Genomic DNA, 16,916 nt, shown 5'->3' on the forward strand with positions numbered 1-16,916 from the left:
AGATCACTTTTTTTATGAAAGAGGTTTTATATTCATAGCAACCCTTATTATTAATTTTTTAGTAAAATTAAAATTGCTTGACTCAAATCGTTTTCTTTATCTTTCCTGCGCTTTAAAATCAAACAAACTTTTTGCCCTTTTTTTAGATTATCAAAACGCACTCTATCTGGGTAGGTATTATTTCTGAATCCAAATATACCATACTGATCAAATCTTATAAAATATTCCTTTGGATAAGGAGGTCTTGATGAAATAACATAATCTTCATACACATAAATCCCGCATAACTCTTCTTTCTCAAGGTAATCAAATGAAGGGGAGTATGGCAAATATTTATACCCAAAAAAAAGCATTGGTATCAAAAATAAGATGCCAAGTAAATATATCTGTCTATCAAATAAAACAACAAAAACTAAAGACAATATAACAACAAAAAAACAAATAATAATTAGAATAAAATAGAGGTCACCCATGCTAACAATCAACCTATTATCTTGAGGTAAGTAAAATTCAATTAAATGAATATATTTTTAAAATTAACTTTTTATAAGCGAATATAATTAACTTAATGCTGTAAAAGTGAAAATTCTTGACTCATATACTCCACTACACCTGAAATCTGCTCCATATATTGCATTGTTCTGGTATTTTTTCTGCTTGAATCATTTTTGCAGTTCGAGATGGATCAACCCCATCAAACTGACTATAAAATAAAGGCTCGTCACGCTTTAAAATGAGAACATTTGAAGTGTCATGCCATTCAAACCAGCACAGACCAAATCAGTGGTCTAGACTAAGTATGGGTGGAGAAACGACAACCAAGTATCGAGCCTATCAAAGGATTTTTATAATAGCCAAATGCATCTAGTGGGGTAGTGTTCACTATTTTATATACTATAAAACAACATGATAGATTAGGGTAATAATGTTAAATATTCACACTAACCGCTCAAATAAAGCAGAATTTGATCCTTATGGATTATACACTTTTAGTCCAGCATCCAATTTGCAACATCTTTTGATTTTAAGGCAACAGGCTAGAGAGAAGTATAAATTTTCCAGATTGTCTTTATCGACTTTAAACTTTATAGGTAGACAGTAAAATGCTGGTTTCAGTATTGTAAATTCCTGAAATATTTCGAATTCGTTCTAAAATTCGATCAAAATTTTCTAAGCTGTCAGACTTCAACTCTACCAACAGATCCCACTTGCCATTGGTGCTATGCAAGGTATGCACGGCAGGGTCAATTCTGAGCTCTTTGACCACCGCACTGGTCTTGGTGCCTTCGACCATAATATTCATCCAAGCACGGATACTATTCTTCTCAGTCCCCGGTTTAATCCGCACCGTATAGCCTGTAATCACGCCACTGGTTTCCAAATATTCAATACGCTTTTGCACCGTATTTCGAGAGATACGGAGCTTGTTAGCAATCTCGGTAATCGAGATACGTGCATTGTCTTGCAGTAAGCCGAGGATTTGACTGTCCGTATCATTCATTTTGATTTTTCCTGTTATCAATTTGATGAAATTTATTTCATTTTAATCAAAATTACAACTTTTTCGGCGCAGTTTGATTTTTCATACTATGCATATTGAGCAGTATCCACATGAACGTTACATCGAGCTGAGGCGATGTGTTCTGCGGGTGATGTCTCATATCTATTTAATGGATTTGATTCACCAAATTTTCAAAGGGAAACATCATGTCTTTGTCATATGAAATGGACAATAGTGGCGCTTGGCAGACCTATCTTGCACAGATTAACCGTGTTGCGCCATATCTGGAAGACGACTTAATTCCATTCATCGATACTTTAAAGCGTCCTAAGCGCGCTTTGATTGTTGATGTACCAATCGTGATGGACGATGGTTCGATCCAGCACTTCGAAGGTTATCGTGTACAACACAATTTGTCGCGTGGACCGGGTAAAGGTGGTATTCGTTATCATCCAGACGTAGAACTCAATGAAGTCATGGCACTCTCAGCGTGGATGACGATTAAAACTGCGGTATTAAACTTACCGTATGGCGGCGCTAAAGGTGGTGTTCGTGTAGACCCTCGCAAATTGTCTCCACGTGAACTTGAACGCCTGACACGCCGTTTTACTAGTGAAATTAGCCTAGTGATTGGCCCACAAGTCGATATTCCAGCTCCAGATGTAGGCACCAATGCAGACATCATGGGTTGGATGATGGATACCTATTCAAGTATTAAAGGTCATACCGTAACAGGTGTGGTGACAGGTAAGCCTGTGCACTTGGGTGGTTCTTTAGGTCGTGTACGTGCAACTGGTCGTGGCGTATTTGTGACTGGTTTAGAAGTTGCTAAGAAAATCAATCTCGCGCTTGAAGGCAGCCGTGTAGCGATCCAAGGTTTCGGTAACGTGGGTAGCGAAGCGGGTTACTTATTCCATAAAGCCAATGCGAAAGTGGTGTGTGTACAAGACCATACAGGCACGATCTTTAATGCTGAAGGCATGGACGTTAAGCAGCTACAAGACTACGTTGCGATTCATAAAGGTGTAGCAGGCTTCCCTGATGCCACTTTAATTGAAGACGAAGCGTTCTGGTCAGTTGAAATGGATATTTTAATTCCAGCGGCTTTAGAAGGTCAGATTACGCCTGAACGTGCGCAAAAATTGACTGCAAAATTAGTCTTGGAAGGTGCGAATGGTCCAACGTATCCAGACGCAGAAGACATTCTGTTAGAACGTAAAATCACGATTGTACCTGACGTACTGTGTAACGCAGGTGGTGTAACCGTGAGTTACTTCGAATGGGTTCAAGATATGGCGAGCTACTTCTGGACAGAAGAAGAAATTAATCAACGTTTAGACAAACTCATGATGTCAGCAGTTGAAGACGTTTGGTTCACTGCAAGCGAAAAGCAGTGCAGCCTACGTACAGCAGCATACATCTTGGCGTGTAAACGTATCTTAAAAGCACGTAAAGAACGAGGAATTTTCCCAGGTTAAGGGGAAGTTCCGTGCCCTTCGGGGCACACCACATTATTAGAAAGAACAACATCAGATTTATTAAGGACGAACAAACCATGAACCAGAATAGTCAACCAAATCGCCAAGATTTTAATCAGTACATGGTGCCAGTTTTTGCACCCGCTCAGTTTATTCCTGTGCGTGGCGAAGGTTCTCGTTTATGGGATCAGCAAGGTAAGGAATATATTGATTTTGCAGGTGGTATTGCGGTCAATGCGCTTGGACATGCTCACCCTGTGGCGGTTAAAGCTTTGGTTGAACAAGGTCAAAAGCTTTGGCACATTGGCAATGGTTATACCAATGAGCCTGTACTTGCGCTTGCAAAACAATTAGTTGATAACACCTTTGCAGATAAAGTGTTCTTCTGTAACTCTGGTGCAGAAGCCAATGAAGCGGCTTTGAAACTTGCGCGCAAAGTAGGCCTACTTTCAGGCTCTGCACGCAAAAATAAAATTATTGCATTTAAAAATGCTTTCCACGGTCGTACTTTGTTTACGGTTACGGCAGGTGGTCAACCGAAATATTCACAAGATTTTGCACCGCTTCCAGAAGGTATTCACCACTTACCATTCAATGATTTAGATGCAGTACGTGAAGCGATTGATGCAGACACGTGTGCGGTGATTGTTGAGCCGATTCAAGGTGAAGGCGGTGTCATTACGGCAAGCCCTGAGTTTTTAAAAGGCTTACGTGAACTGTGTGATCAACATGGTGCGGTACTGATTTTTGATGAAGTGCAAACAGGTGTTGGTCGTACAGGTGCTTTATATGCGTATATGAACACTGATGTGACCCCAGACATTTTAACTACAGCTAAAGCACTTGGTGGTGGTTTCCCAATTGGTGCCATGATCACAACAGATAAGTTTGCCAACATGTTTGTGGTGGGTGACCATGGTACGACTTATGGTGGTAACCCATTGGCGTCTGCTGTAGCTAATGCCGTATTTGGTTTGATCAATACCCCAGAAGTGTTGAATGGTGTACGTACACGTGCGCAAATTTTTGCCAACGGTTTAAATCAGTTAAATGCACGCTATGGTCTATTTGAAGAAGTCCGTGGTCAAGGTTTACTCATTGGTTGTGTACTAAAAGCTGAATATGCAGGCAAAGCCAAAGACATCGTGACTTTAGCGGGCGAAGAAGGCTTATTGGCGCTGGTTGCAGGTCCAAATGTCGTTCGTTTCACGCCATCATTAATTATTCCAGAAGCAGATATCGAAGCAGGTTTACAACGCTTTGAGCGTGCGCTCGCGCGCTTTGTTGGCGCGTGATAGGCCACTGGTTATGATGATTGTTAGACATGCAGAGCATCGAGATTTAGATGATATCTACATTCTGGCGGGGAAGTCTGGCATTGGCCTGACTTCTTTACCCCAAAATAAAGAGATCTTATCGGCTCGTATTGCACGTACGCAAAAGACTTTAGCGGGTCAGGCAACACCGAGTGAACAGGGCTATTTATTTGTATTAGAAGATACCTTGTTACAACGTGTGGTTGGCGTCAGTGCAATTGAAGTTTCAGTGGGTTTAACTGAGCCTTTCTATAACTACCATGTGGGCAAACAAGTCCATGCCTCACAAACTCTGAATGTTTATAAAACCTTAAATACGCTGTTTTTAAGCAATGACCATACTGGTTGTAGCGAACTCTGCACGCTGTTTTTAGACCCAGAGTACCGCAAAGACCAAAATGGAAAACTGCTGTCGAAGATCCGTTTTCTGTTTATCGCAGCTTTCAAACAGGCTTTTCAAAATAAGCTGATTGCAGAAATGCGTGGTTATTCGGATGAAAATGGTCGTTCGCCATTTTGGGATGCCTTAGGTCATCACTTTTTCAATATGGATTTCTCGACTGCGGATTATCTCAGCGGTATTGGACAAAAAGTCTTTATTGCAGAGTTGATGCCACGTTTTCCTGTGTATATCGACTTACTGCCGATGGCCGCGCAACAAGTGATTGCACAGGTGCATCCTCAGACTGTTCCTGCCTCTCGTGTGTTGGAGTCAGAAGGGCTGTGTTACCAAGGTTATGTCGATATTTTCGATGCAGGCCCGACGCTTGAAGCGGAAGTCAGTAGCCTGCGTGCAGTCAAAGAAAGTCACACTTGTGCCGTCAAAATTGTCGATAGCGTACCAGAAGGTGCAGGGCGTTATTTGGTGGCGAATGATCGCTATCAAGACTATCGCGCGATTTTAATTCAGCATGCGGCTGAGTCTGACAGTTTAAGTTTAACGGTAGAACAAGCGCATGCCCTTGGTGTGCAAGCAGGGCAAAGCATTCGTATGCTGCCTTTAGATAAGATGGAGCAAAAATAATGTCACAAGGGAATTTATATATAAACGGGACATGGTCTCCAGCGCAAGGTGCAGTATGGGACAAACTCGATCCAGTTACGCAAGACACAATTTGGCACGGTGCAGAAGCGACGGCTGAGCAAGTTGAACAGGCTTGTCAGTCTGCACGTGCAGCCTTTTCCGCTTGGGCACGCCGTCCTTTAGCTGAGCGCCTTGAAATTATTCAACGATTTACCAGCTTGTTAGAACAAAACAAACAACAGCTTGCAACGATTATTAGTCGTGAAACCAGTAAGCCGATTTGGGAAACGTTGACTGAAGTCCAGTCAATGATTGGCAAAGTGGCGATTTCAGTACGTGCTTATCACGAACGTACAGGTGAAAGTCTGGCGGAAATGCCAGATGGTGCTGCGTCTTTACGTCACCGTCCGCATGGTGTGTTGGCTGTATTCGGCCCGTATAACTTCCCAGGTCACTTACCCAATGGTCACATTGTCCCTGCGCTGATTGCAGGAAACACTTTGGTGTTTAAACCAAGTGAACTCACGCCGTGGACTGCGGAAGAAACCGTGAAGTTATGGCATGAGGCAGGCTTGCCTGCAGGTGTGTTGAACTTGGTGCAAGGTGGTCGTAGCACAGGTGAGGCACTTGCGCAGTCGCATGAAATTGATGGTTTGTTGTTCACAGGCAGTGCTAATACCGGTTACCACCTGCATAAACAATTGGCTGGTGCTCCAGAAAAAATTCTCGCTCTAGAAATGGGCGGTAACAACGCATTAATTATCGACGAGATTACCGACATTGATGCGGTGGTGAACTTAACCGTCCAATCTGCCTTTATTTCAGCGGGTCAGCGCTGTACTTGTGCACGCCGTTTAATCATTAAAAATGGTGCTGTAGGCGATGCCTTCATTCAACGTCTGGTTGAAGTCAGTCGTAACTTGGTGGTGGGTCAGTGGGATGCTCAGCCACAACCGTTTATGGGTGGTGTGATTTCATTGCATGCTGCACAGCAAATTCTACAAGCACAACAACGCCTGATCGATTTAGGGGCTCAAGTTCTGCTCCCTGTTACTCAAGCGGATGCTAACAGCAGCTTGTTAAGTCCGGGTCTTTTAGACGTGACCCATATCAGCGACGTACCCGACGAAGAATATTTTGGCCCATTGAGCTGTATCTATCGTTATGACCATTTTGATGAAGCTTTGGCACTAGCGAATGGCACTCGATTCGGTTTGTCGGTGGGTCTAGTTTCACCTGACCGTGAGCTGTTTGATCGTTTATTGATTGAAGCGCGTGCAGGCATTGTGAACTGGAATAAACCATTAACAGGCGCGTCAAGTGCTGCACCCTTTGGTGGTGTAGGTGCATCAGGAAACCATCGTGCCAGTGCCTTCTATGCCGCAGATTATTGCGCATGGCCAATGGCATCATTGGAAAGTCAGCAGGTAAGCCTACCTGAAAAATTATCGCCAGGCATTGTGCTGTAAGTCGACAAAAGGGAGTTTAGAAATGTCAGGCTATGAAATTAATTTTGATGGTTTAGTCGGTCCAACGCATCACTATGCGGGATTGTCATTCGGAAACGAAGCATCCACCAAAAACCAAAATAATGTCTCTAACCCGAAGTTGGCTGCCAAGCAAGGTCTGTTAAAGATGAAAGCTTTGGCCGACATGGGCTTAAAGCAGGGTGTATTTGCACCGCAAGAACGTCCACATGTCCCGACTTTACGCAAATTGGGTTTTCGCGGTGATGATCACAGCGTGATTGAACAAGCCATGCGAACTTCGCCTGCATTATTATCCGCTTTGAGTTCTGCATCGTGCATGTGGACTGCCAATGCGGCAACGGTTTCACCGTCGGCGGACAGTGCAGATGGTCGTGTGCATTTTACTGCGGCAAACTTGAACAACAAATTCCACCGTTCGATTGAGCATGAAACGACATCGCGTGTTATGGCGGCAATGTTTAATGATGAGCGTCACTTTGCTCATCATGAAGCTTTACCACCAGTGGCGTTGTTTGGTGATGAAGGTGCCGCGAACCACAACCGTTTAGGCGGTGCTTATGATCAAGCCAGCGTACAAGTGTTTGTCTATGGTCAGCAGTTCCTCGGTGGTGGTATTGGTCCGAAACACTATCCTGCACGCCAGTCGCGTGAAGCGAGTGAAGCAGTAGCACGTTTACACCAACTCAAAGCGGAACAAACGGTGTTTGTACAGCAGCATCCTGATGTGATTGACCAAGGCGTCTTCCACAACGACGTGATTGCGGTGAGTAACCAAAACGTCCTGTTTCACCATCAGCATGCATTTTTGAATCAATCTGAAGCGTTGTCAGAAATTCGTGAAAAAATGGCGCGCTTGGGTCACGAGTTCGTGTCCATTGAAGTGCCTGATCAGCGTGTATCAGTGAAAGATGCGGTGAATACCTATTTGTTCAATAGCCAATTGCTCACGCGTGCCGATGGCGGTATGAGCATTGTGGTGCCTGAAGAGTCACGTCAAAACCCAGCAGTGTGGGGCTATTTAAACGACATGATCCAAATGGGCACGCCGATTGATGACATCAAAGTCTTCGACCTGCGTGAAAGTATGCGCAATGGCGGTGGTCCTGCATGTTTACGTTTACGTGTGGCGGTGAATGAAGCGGAGTTGAATGCAATCAATCCAAACCTGTTCATGAATGATGCCTTGTTTACCCGTTTAAATGCGTGGGTGGATCAGTACTACCGCGACCAGCTGGCGCAGCAAGATTTGGCTGACCCGCAATTACTGATTGAAAGCCGTACTGCGTTAGATGAACTGACGCAAATTTTGAACTTAGGTTCGGTGTATCACTTCCAACGTTAAGCAATCGTGCAGGGAAAGCAGATGATCGATTTTCTAGGTGATGTTTTAGCACAACGTGTCCCGACTGTAGCGCATGGCGTACAGCATGATTTTCGTTGGGAGTGGTTGGTTGAAGGTGTTTTATCTTTTACGCCAAAACAGGCTTATGAAAAAGCAGTCGTGCTTTCCGCGGGTGTGCATGGCAATGAAACTGCGCCAATCGAATTGTTGGCGGAGCTTAGTCAAGATTTGTTTGCAGGGGCATTAGAGCTCAAGGTTAAGTTATTACTGATTTTAGGTAACCCTGTCGCGATTCGCGCAGGGCAACGTTATGTTGAAAATGATATGAACCGCATGTTCTGCGGGGCCTATCAACAATTTACCGACACAGTTGAAGCGCAGCGGGTGGCGGTCTTAGAACAGATCGTCACCGCTTTTTTTAATGATAGTCCAGCTCAAGTGCGACGCTATCATTACGATTTGCACACTGCGATTCGCCCATCTTTGTTGCCGACTTTTGCCTTATTTCCATATCAAATCCATGACTATGATGCGGTGATGCTGGACAGCCTAAAAGCTGCGGAACTGGATGCCGTGGTGTATCACAATGCCGTAGGTCGTACCTTTACGCACTTTAGCAGCGCTCAGTTTCAAGCAGCCAGTTCGACCCTCGAACTTGGTCATGCCAAACCCTTTGGCCAAAATGATTTGGCAGCTTTCGCCGCGATTAATCATGTGCTTCGCGCCGTGGTGAGTGAACAGTCCTTACCTATCCGTCAAAAACAAGCAATTCAAACTTTTCGAGTCGTTGATTCGATCATCAAAACTGAAGATGACTTCCAGCTTAATTTGGCAGATTCTGCGCCTAATTTTTCCGTGTTCGAAACCGATGCCGTGATTGCTCTGCAACAGGGCAAACCGTATGTGACTGCACCTGAGCAGGTTCGAATTTTATTTCCGAATACTCAAGTGAAAAAGGGATTAAGAGCAGGGCTGATATTAACTGAGGTTCATCCTTGATGATTTCAGTCAATTTATTAAATGTGATGATGGTGGTTTATCGAACTTAAGTCGTTAAATTAATTTTCAATGGAATTGAATATATGGATATTGAGAAAAATATTAATTCAATATTTTCATCTGTCGATCATAAGGGTACTTATAATCGATGGATGATTTTGCGTTGTGTTTTTATTAAGTTATTGTTTTTTAATATTAAGTAATTAAATTAGGCATGGGTTTTGCAGCCTGTGTGAGTATTATTTTGTCGCCATAAAGAGATGAATAGTGTGGTGCTGAATAAAAAAATTAATGTTATTGAAAAATAATATGTAGCTTAATTTTGGACTGAGATGAAATAAGGAATTATCTAAATCTGAGTCCCATATTTACACCCATTGGGTTGTAAATTGGAGTAAACACATGATGAATGGAAAACAGACCCATCAACAAAAAGAGCCTTTAGACGGTGATTTACTGGGTGGACATCATTACGAGTCAGTTGAGGAAGAACAACTGCAACGCTCACTGACCAATCGTCATATTCAGATGATTGCGATTGGTGGTGCGATTGGTACAGGTCTTTTTATGGGGTCGGGCAAGACACTCGCTGTGTCGGGTACTTCGATCATCTTAACTTACCTTATTATTGGCTTCTTCTTCTTCTTTGTCATGCGTGCGATGGGGGAATTACTGCTTTCTAATACCAATTACAAATCTTTTGCAGACTTTGCAACGGCTTATTTGGGGCCGTGGGCAGGGTTCTTTTTAGGTTGGTCGTACTGGCTCAGTTGGATTGTCACCGCAATCGCAGATGTGATTGTGATTGGAGGTTATGCACAGTTTTGGTATCCCGATCTCCCCGCATGGATACCCGCCTTCACCTCCATTGCCATTTTGACTTTGTTGAACTTTGTTGCGGTAAAACTGTTTGGTGAAGTGGAGTTCTGGTTTGCTTTAATTAAAATTATAGCGATCATTATGTTCCTGTTGGTCGGTGTTTATCTGATTACGATTGGTTTTGTCTCCCCAGATGGTGTGAAAGCGTCTTTAGCCCATGTGGTCGAGAAAGAGTCGCTGTTCCCTTATGGTCTAACGGGCTTCTTAGCTGGTTTCCAAATTGCGGTATTTGCTTTTGTTGGTATTGAGTTGGTGGGTACTACAGCAGCAGAAACCAAAGATCCGCATCATGCTTTACCACGCGCGATTAACTCAATTCCATTACGTATTTTATTGTTCTATATCGGTGCTTTGGTCTGTATTATCGCAGTCACTTCTTGGTCGCAGATTTCACCTGACAAGAGTCCGTTTGTTGAAATGTTTACTTTAATTGGTTTGCCTGCAGCAGCCAGTATTGTCAACTTTGTCGTGGCCACCTCTGCCATGTCTTCAGCGAACAGTGGGGTGTTTGCCACCAGCCGGATGTTGTTCGGTTTAGCGGTAGAAAAAGATGCACCGAAAAGCTTTGCTCGACTGTCGAAAAGCAAAGTGCCTGTATTGAGTTTAATGTTCTCGATGTTCTGTGTGGTGGTAGGTACTTCAATTTTGTTCATTGTGCCTGATGTAATGACGGCATTTATCATCATTTCAGCCTTCACCTCGATTTTATGTATTTTCACCTTTGCCATGATTATTTTGTCGTACTTGGCTTATCGCAAAAAAGCGCCTGAACTGCATGAACAGTCAGCGTATAAAATGCCGGGTGGACGTTTTATGGCATGGTTTACCTTATTGTTCTTAATCTTTGTGGTAGCGATTTTGGCGCTCGATCATGACACCATGATTTCGTTAGCGTTCTCTCCACTTTGGTTTATTGGATTAGGTATTGCTTATTACTATAAAACGAAAAAATATGCAGAGCGTAACTGGATTTTGACCCATGGTCGCCGCATTGAACAGGATGAAATGCCAGAAAATAATTAAGGAACAGAGGGGGAGTTTTCCCCCTTTATTTTTATCGCAAAGCAGAGGGATTTATTTTGAAAAAAGCGACACTTTGGGTATGCATGTTGGGTACAGGATTACTACATATACAGAGCAGTTTTGCCGCACCGTTATTGACGCCACATCTTTCAGCGACACAAGTGGCAGCACCACAGGCCAATGCATGGGTCGAAATTAATGCGCAGACCTTTGAGCAGAATATTCAGACCTTACAACAGCAACTACAGGACAAAAGCCAAATTTGTGCGGTCATGAAAGCCGATGCTTATGGTCACGGGATTGAACTGTTGATGCCGAGTATTATTAAGCTCAATGTGCCCTGTGTCGGCATCACCAGTAATGCCGAAGCCGCGATGGTACGCAAGTCTGGTTATCAGGGACGGCTGTTAAGATTACGTGCAGCGACTGATCAAGAAATCCAAAATGCTGCTTCCTTAAACATGGAAGAGTTGTTGGGGAACTATGAACAAGCACAGCGCCTGTCAGAATGGGCAAAACAACAAGGTTTAACCCTTGCGTATCATTTGGGTTTAAATGCAGGGGGGATGGACCGAAACGGTTTAGAGCTGAACAGTGCACTAGGTAAACAGCAAGCGCTACGCATGACCAAACTGCCAAATTTAAAGCTGGTGGGCATCATGACGCATTATGCTGTGGAAGATGAAAAATATGTGCGTGAACGTTTGGCGGTCTTTAACCAGCAAACGGATTGGATAATTAAAAAAGCCAAATTAAAGCGAGAAGCGCTGACTTTACATACTGCAAATTCTTTTGCGACCTTAACGGTTCCAGAGTCACACCTAGATATGGTGCGTGCAGGCGGTGTGATTTATGGTGACAGCCTTCCAGATCGAGTTGAATATAAAAAGCTGATGACCTTTAAAACCCAAGTGGCAACAGTCAATGCCTACTTGAAAGGCACAACAGTTGGCTATGACCAAACGTATACCTTGAAGCGTGATTCACTATTGGCGAACTTGCCGCTTGGTTATTCAGATGGTTATCGACGGGCGTTTAGTAATAAAGCCTATGTATTGATTCGAGGGCATAAAGTGCCTGTAGTCGGGCGCACCTCCATGAATACTACCATGGTGGATGTCACTGATTTTCCAGATATTCGTGCCAATGATGAAGTGGTCCTGTTTGGCGAACAAGGGGGCGCAATAGTGAAGCAAAGTGATTTGGAAGAATACAATGGCGCTTTGCTGGCAGATGTCTACACCATGTGGGGTAACTCGAATCCGAAAGTTATAGTTCGGTAGAGTAAAAGGAGGGACTCTGTTGTTTTGACCTCCTCACTGACAAAATCATCGTTTGGTTTGGGCATTATTCCTGTGTCTAATAATGATTAAAATATTGTTTTTAAGAATGAACTGACGGTTTTATTCAAGGCAGTGCATATGTTGATATGCACTGCTTTTTCATTTCTAGCATCGATGATTTGAAGTTTAAGGGTGGAGTTGAACTGTATTGAGATTCTTGGAATGGATGATAACGTCCCGTCATTTTTCGCTTTAAACACTCGATATGTGGTTTAAAGTTTGACAGTTTTTTGTATACAAATCGATCGAGAAGCTAGTCAGCTTGAGTTAAGCATTGAAATAAAAAAACTATTTTTTGAACAGGCTGATTCGCTGGAAAAATAAAATAAAAGCAAATACTATTTGTAAATAATAATCTAATTGATTATGATTCGCATCCACTAAGTATCCCTATATCAATTATCTTTCCTAGCCTCCGTCCTTAAGAGCATGGAAAAGTAATTTGAATAATATGTAATGATTATCAATATCATTTAAAAGGTGGGTTTAACCGCATGAGTATGAATCAATATCAGTCGCAATTTTCGGGCGATGAAGTTAAAAGTTTGAACCTCCGACCTTGCTATTTATCATTATGTTTGGCTGTGCTTATGACCACAGGTTTGTGTTCTAACAGTTTTGCACAAGACAATGTTTTAGTTTCAGCCTCACTCCCAAAGATTACGGTTTATGCTGAACATGAAGATCAAGCCCCAGTTTCTAAGACAACGATTAATCGGGAAAATTTAGATAAAACTGGGGTGACCGATATGGCAAGTATCGTGAAGTACATGCCTTTAGTACAGGCGCCATTTTCAGTTTACGGTGGTGGTACTTATATCGATAGTGCGGGTACAAGTAGTTATAATATCCGTGGTATTGATGCCAACCGTATTGGCTTAGATATTGATGGGGTTGATATTGCAGAAGCTTCAATTAGTCCCTATATGCCGCCATCGAGTATGAGTAAACGTGGCGCAGGACGTGACTATATTGAGCCAGAAATGCTTAATGCTGTGGATATTGTTTCCGGAACAACTGATGCATCTACCGACGGAATCGGTGGGCGAGTTTCATTTAAAAATAAATCTCCAGAAGATTATTTGATAGATGGAAAAACCATTGCGGGTACTGCCAAAGCAGGCTATAGCTCTGCGGATGAAGCATGGTTAGGTTCGGTAACGGGTGCGATAGGAAGCGACAAGGTAAAAGCCTTAGTTGCTTATGCACATCGTGATGGTCACCAAGTCGATGGAAACTCTAAAACCAAAGCATTTAAAACGGATTGGGACTTGGACGCTGCTTTAGCTAACTTTAGTTGGAGTGTAAATGATCAACATCAACTGAAATTCGCTGTAGATACCTACCGAAAGGAAGCCAATACCTTGGGAATGGATGCTTCGGCATTTATTGCATTTAAGACAGATACAGCAACACAACATCAAAAAATTGACAGAACAACAGTCTCTTTAGAGGATATTTATAAGCCTGAAAGCTTGAGTTTGTTTGATCGTTTAGCGACAAAAGCATGGTATCAAGAATCAAATAATGAAACACGAACTATTTATGATACTGGGACTTATATTCGAGACTTCTTGAATTCCTATGAGCAGACTAGCGTCGGTATTAAGTTAGATGCTCACAAAGACCTATCAAGTCAGGCTTTAAAGTATGGTGTTATTTTTGATCGGAAAGAATATTCGAGTGATCGGAAGGAAGTAAGGAGTAATGGTAAAATCCCACCTTTTTCAGGTACTTATTTAACGAATTCTGTATTGGATCGTTATGCAGCTTATATCTCAGATCAATTTAATTTTGAACCCTATGGCCGTACGCTTTCTGTGACACCATCTTTGCGCTTGGAGCATCAGCAATACAAACCTGAAGAATCAGGTTCACGTATTCAAGATAAAGATTTTACTTATTTTGCACCGAGTCTAGCGATTGCTTATCAGTTTACCCCAGAAAATTATAGCTATTTTAAATATGCACGCGGTGCACGTATTCCATCTCCAATGGAAATGGGTGGGTCTTATGAAACTTCAAATGGTGCAAGCTATTTGGTGATGGGAAATTCAAATTTAAACAAAGAAACGAGTGATGGATTTGAAATTGGCTTAAAAAATACTGCTTTCGATGGGATCAAAGTAGACGTAACGGCTTTTTACACAGCCTATAGTGATTTCATCGATTATCAAAATGTATCAGTTCCAGGTTATTTCCTTGTTTACCGTGCCGAGAATATTGCTGATGCACGTATTTGGGGGGCAGAACTTTCTTCTCGTATAGATTTAGGACACTTTATCGAAAATGCGGATGGTTTTAGTCTTGCTTTGGTTGCAGGGAAAACCAAAGGTGCTGCCAAGAATAAAGAAGGTACTAAGACTGGTTTAAATTCTGTTCAACCGGAAAAAGGCAGTCTCACCTTTGCTTATGATGATCCAAACCGAAAATTTGGCTTGGGCTTGACAGCAACTACTGTTGGTTCAAGAACGGCATCTATAGATGCTAGTTCGTTCCAACCAGATGGCGAGTCCCAAAACTATAAATCAGTAGCAGGGTATACAGTTTTTGACTTATCTGCGTATTGGAAGATCAATAAATTTACCAAGCTGAATGTGGCTTTAAACAATATGTTTGATAAAACCTATTGGAACTATGCATCGGTGGGTACTCTCGATGCCATAGATAAAGCAGTGATGATCGATCGTGCCGCAGAACCGGGTCGTAATATTGTCGCAAGTATCGAATTTAAATACTAATTTCAACGCTAGATAGAACTGAGATTCCATCCAGCAAACTTAACCTTCAGGAAATGAAATCACCATGAAAATTATGACCACATTGGCAACGGGCATCGTTATGCTCAGTGCTTCAGCGAGTGTTTTAGCTACAGAGAAAACAGCACAAACGGATGTATACCAACAAGCTTATGCCATTCATGCACTTTACCATCCAGAAAATAAACAACCGAGTGCTGCACTGGTAACACAGCAATATACGCAGGATTATGCCGCACTTTTTTCGACCACTAAAAAAGTGACAGCCGAACAGTTTGCACAATTTGAACAGGCACGTTTAGACCCTGTACTTAAGCAACGACGCGAAATGTCTTTAAAACAGGCGCATGTCCGTTACGGTATTTTAGATAAAAGTAAAGATCAAAAGTTGACATTGAAAGAGTTCCAAGCCTCAGGTGAAAAGACTTTTGATGGTTTCGATCAGAACCAAGATGGTTTGATTAATGCTGAAGATGCAAAGTTGGCTGGGGCAAATACAGGGACACATGATGGTTTCCGTGCCAAATTACCCATTTCAATGCCGATGCCAAGTAATGTGAATGAGTTTATCGCGCAATATGGTCAGGGTAAAAATTATGTGACTTTGGGCGACTATTTAACAGCGCGCGATAAACAATATTTTGAGACCGATACCAATCAAGATTTGATTGTGACTGAACAAGAATATGTCGATGAGTTTATGCAACGTTTTGACCGTAATTTGGCGACTGGTACAACTCAAATGCAGGAGATTGCTGCACAGCAATTCAAAGCCATTGCAAAGGGTAAAACCACCATTCAAGCAAACGATATTAAACAGTATGCGAAAAAAGTAGGGCAAGCCTCAGTGCAATAAACCAGCCATACCTTTAAGCCATCTATGGATGGCTTAAAGGTAAAACTGATGAGATAGACGATGGACAACGATACATCAATGGAATATCAACGATGAAAAAAATAGGTTTGGCTTGCTTACTGAGTATCTTGGTCGCAAATGGTTGGGCACATGCACCCTTTGTGGCGCCAAGCAGTTATGTGGTGGAAGGTGGGAACACTGCAATTTTGGCAGGATTTGCAGAGCAAGCCTTTGACTCGGAAGTGGCGATTAAAGGCTTTAACTTTAAAGTACTCACGCCGAAGGGTGAAACTCAAGAGTTAGCCCTGAGTCATAGTAAAGCTTTAAGTTTGGCGGATGTGAAAACGGATCATGCAGGAACTTATACAGTTACTGGACTTCGAACAGGTGAGCTTAAATATGCAAAAGTGGGGCAGCGTTGGTTGCGTGTCTTAGATGCAAAAGCTGAAGATTTAGCGCCACTGGCTGAACGTCACTTTGTCACCCCAAGTGAAGTACAAGCGAAAACCCAGCAGTTTACTGTGCAACGTGTTGATCAGTTGCTGAGTTATTTTTCTAAGCAACAACATAGTGAGGTGAAGCGAGACCCCACGCAACAAGGTTTAAGTTTGGAATTTTCAGGACATCCAAATCAAATTTCATTAAAAACACCATTCAGAGTGAAATTGAATTTGGGCAATAAAGCTGCGTCAGGTTTTCAGGTCACACTAGAAAAGCAAGCCACCACATTGGGAAAGGCTGAAAAAGCGATCCAGTTGGAGACTAATGGTTCGGGTGAAGTCACTTTGCCATTTTCAGTGGTCGGGCAGTACCTTGTCACCATCACCTCACCAGAACAGTCTGAAAAGATTCGACCCAGTGCTCAGGTCTATAGAACGATTTTGAGTTTATATGTAAACCCTTAAA

13 protein-coding genes are annotated in these 16,916 nt (G+C 42.6%); 11 read left to right on the forward strand and 2 right to left on the reverse strand.

Translation table 11 applies throughout. The annotated features are described in order from the left end of the window. Nucleotides 1-50: 50 nt before the first annotated feature. Both WH214_RS07870 and WH214_RS07875 read right to left on the reverse strand, forming a co-directional pair. Nucleotides 51-473 (reverse strand): hypothetical protein, encoded by a 423-nt coding sequence (locus tag WH214_RS07870; RefSeq protein WP_339421530.1) that lies wholly within the window; start codon nucleotides 471-473, stop codon nucleotides 51-53. 605 nt (nucleotides 474-1,078) lie between these two features. Next, nucleotides 1,079-1,501, reverse strand: a complete 423-nt coding sequence (locus WH214_RS07875) for an Lrp/AsnC family transcriptional regulator (protein WP_004981435.1) — start codon at nucleotides 1,499-1,501, stop codon at nucleotides 1,079-1,081. A gap of 203 nt (nucleotides 1,502-1,704) precedes the next feature. On the opposite strand from WH214_RS07875, the gene WH214_RS07880 reads away from it, so the two are divergent. The 11 genes from WH214_RS07880 (at nucleotide 1,705) to WH214_RS07930 (ending at nucleotide 16,915) form a co-directional block, all read left to right on the forward strand. Further along, complete coding sequence (locus WH214_RS07880; protein WP_171253722.1) at nucleotides 1,705-2,979, forward strand: Glu/Leu/Phe/Val family dehydrogenase; 1,275 nt, start codon at nucleotides 1,705-1,707, stop codon at nucleotides 2,977-2,979. A 77-nt stretch (nucleotides 2,980-3,056) separates the two neighbouring features. Next, entirely contained in the window at nucleotides 3,057-4,274 is a 1,218-nt protein-coding gene (locus tag WH214_RS07885; protein WP_339421529.1) for an aspartate aminotransferase family protein, read from the forward strand. 13 nt (nucleotides 4,275-4,287) lie between these two features. Continuing rightward, a complete protein-coding gene (gene astA, locus WH214_RS07890; RefSeq protein WP_339421528.1) occupies nucleotides 4,288-5,319 on the forward strand; it encodes an arginine N-succinyltransferase in 1,032 nt (343 codons plus the stop codon). Continuing rightward, complete coding sequence (gene astD, locus WH214_RS07895) at nucleotides 5,319-6,788, forward strand: succinylglutamate-semialdehyde dehydrogenase (protein WP_339421527.1); 1,470 nt, start codon at nucleotides 5,319-5,321, stop codon at nucleotides 6,786-6,788. The genes astA and astD overlap by 1 nt, the downstream gene beginning before the upstream one ends. 22 nt (nucleotides 6,789-6,810) lie before the next feature. Then, nucleotides 6,811-8,151 carry an N-succinylarginine dihydrolase gene (gene astB, locus WH214_RS07900; protein ID WP_339421526.1) on the forward strand — a complete coding sequence of 447 codons (1,341 nt, stop codon included), beginning with the start codon at nucleotides 6,811-6,813 and terminating at the stop codon, nucleotides 8,149-8,151. Between the two features lie 21 nt (nucleotides 8,152-8,172). Continuing rightward, nucleotides 8,173-9,150, forward strand: a complete 978-nt coding sequence (gene astE, locus WH214_RS07905; RefSeq protein ID WP_339421525.1) for a succinylglutamate desuccinylase — start codon at nucleotides 8,173-8,175, stop codon at nucleotides 9,148-9,150. A 402-nt stretch (nucleotides 9,151-9,552) separates the two neighbouring features. Then, nucleotides 9,553-11,052 (forward strand): amino acid permease, encoded by a 1,500-nt coding sequence (locus WH214_RS07910; protein ID WP_058952225.1) that lies wholly within the window; start codon nucleotides 9,553-9,555, stop codon nucleotides 11,050-11,052. 83 nt (nucleotides 11,053-11,135) lie between these two features. Further along, nucleotides 11,136-12,335 (forward strand): alanine racemase, encoded by a 1,200-nt coding sequence (alr, locus tag WH214_RS07915; protein WP_339422944.1) that lies wholly within the window; start codon nucleotides 11,136-11,138, stop codon nucleotides 12,333-12,335. 554 nt (nucleotides 12,336-12,889) lie between these two features. After that, nucleotides 12,890-15,136, forward strand: a complete 2,247-nt coding sequence (locus tag WH214_RS07920; protein ID WP_339421524.1) for a TonB-dependent hemoglobin/transferrin/lactoferrin family receptor — start codon at nucleotides 12,890-12,892, stop codon at nucleotides 15,134-15,136. Between the two features lie 64 nt (nucleotides 15,137-15,200). Then, the gene (locus WH214_RS07925) at nucleotides 15,201-16,010 is read left to right on the forward strand and encodes a hypothetical protein (RefSeq protein WP_339421523.1); all 810 of its coding nucleotides are present in this window, start codon (nucleotides 15,201-15,203) and stop codon (nucleotides 16,008-16,010) included. A gap of 92 nt (nucleotides 16,011-16,102) precedes the next feature. After that, nucleotides 16,103-16,915: a DUF4198 domain-containing protein gene (locus WH214_RS07930; protein WP_339421522.1), complete on the forward strand. Its 813-nt coding sequence runs from the start codon at nucleotides 16,103-16,105 to the stop codon at nucleotides 16,913-16,915. Nucleotide 16,916: the final 1 nt, after the last annotated feature.

This window comes from Acinetobacter sp. MYb191 (genome assembly GCF_037572605.1).
GTDB lineage: Bacteria > Pseudomonadota > Gammaproteobacteria > Pseudomonadales > Moraxellaceae > Acinetobacter > Acinetobacter johnsonii.

Coding starts and splice junctions, on each gene's coding strand:
- WH214_RS07870 (WP_339421530.1), bottom strand. CDS start 473: ATGGGTGACCTCTATTTTATTCTAATTATTATTTGTTTTTTTGTTGTT.
- WH214_RS07875 (WP_004981435.1), bottom strand. CDS start 1,501: ATGAATGATACGGACAGTCAAATCCTCGGCTTACTGCAAGACAATGCA.
- WH214_RS07885 (WP_339421529.1), top strand. CDS start 3,057: ATGAACCAGAATAGTCAACCAAATCGCCAAGATTTTAATCAGTACATG.
- astA (WP_339421528.1), top strand. CDS start 4,288: ATGATGATTGTTAGACATGCAGAGCATCGAGATTTAGATGATATCTAC.
- astD (WP_339421527.1), top strand. CDS start 5,319: ATGTCACAAGGGAATTTATATATAAACGGGACATGGTCTCCAGCGCAA.
- astB (WP_339421526.1), top strand. CDS start 6,811: ATGTCAGGCTATGAAATTAATTTTGATGGTTTAGTCGGTCCAACGCAT.
- astE (WP_339421525.1), top strand. CDS start 8,173: ATGATCGATTTTCTAGGTGATGTTTTAGCACAACGTGTCCCGACTGTA.
- WH214_RS07910 (WP_058952225.1), top strand. CDS start 9,553: ATGATGAATGGAAAACAGACCCATCAACAAAAAGAGCCTTTAGACGGT.
- alr (WP_339422944.1), top strand. CDS start 11,136: ATGTTGGGTACAGGATTACTACATATACAGAGCAGTTTTGCCGCACCG.
- WH214_RS07920 (WP_339421524.1), top strand. CDS start 12,890: ATGAGTATGAATCAATATCAGTCGCAATTTTCGGGCGATGAAGTTAAA.
- WH214_RS07925 (WP_339421523.1), top strand. CDS start 15,201: ATGAAAATTATGACCACATTGGCAACGGGCATCGTTATGCTCAGTGCT.
- WH214_RS07930 (WP_339421522.1), top strand. CDS start 16,103: ATGAAAAAAATAGGTTTGGCTTGCTTACTGAGTATCTTGGTCGCAAAT.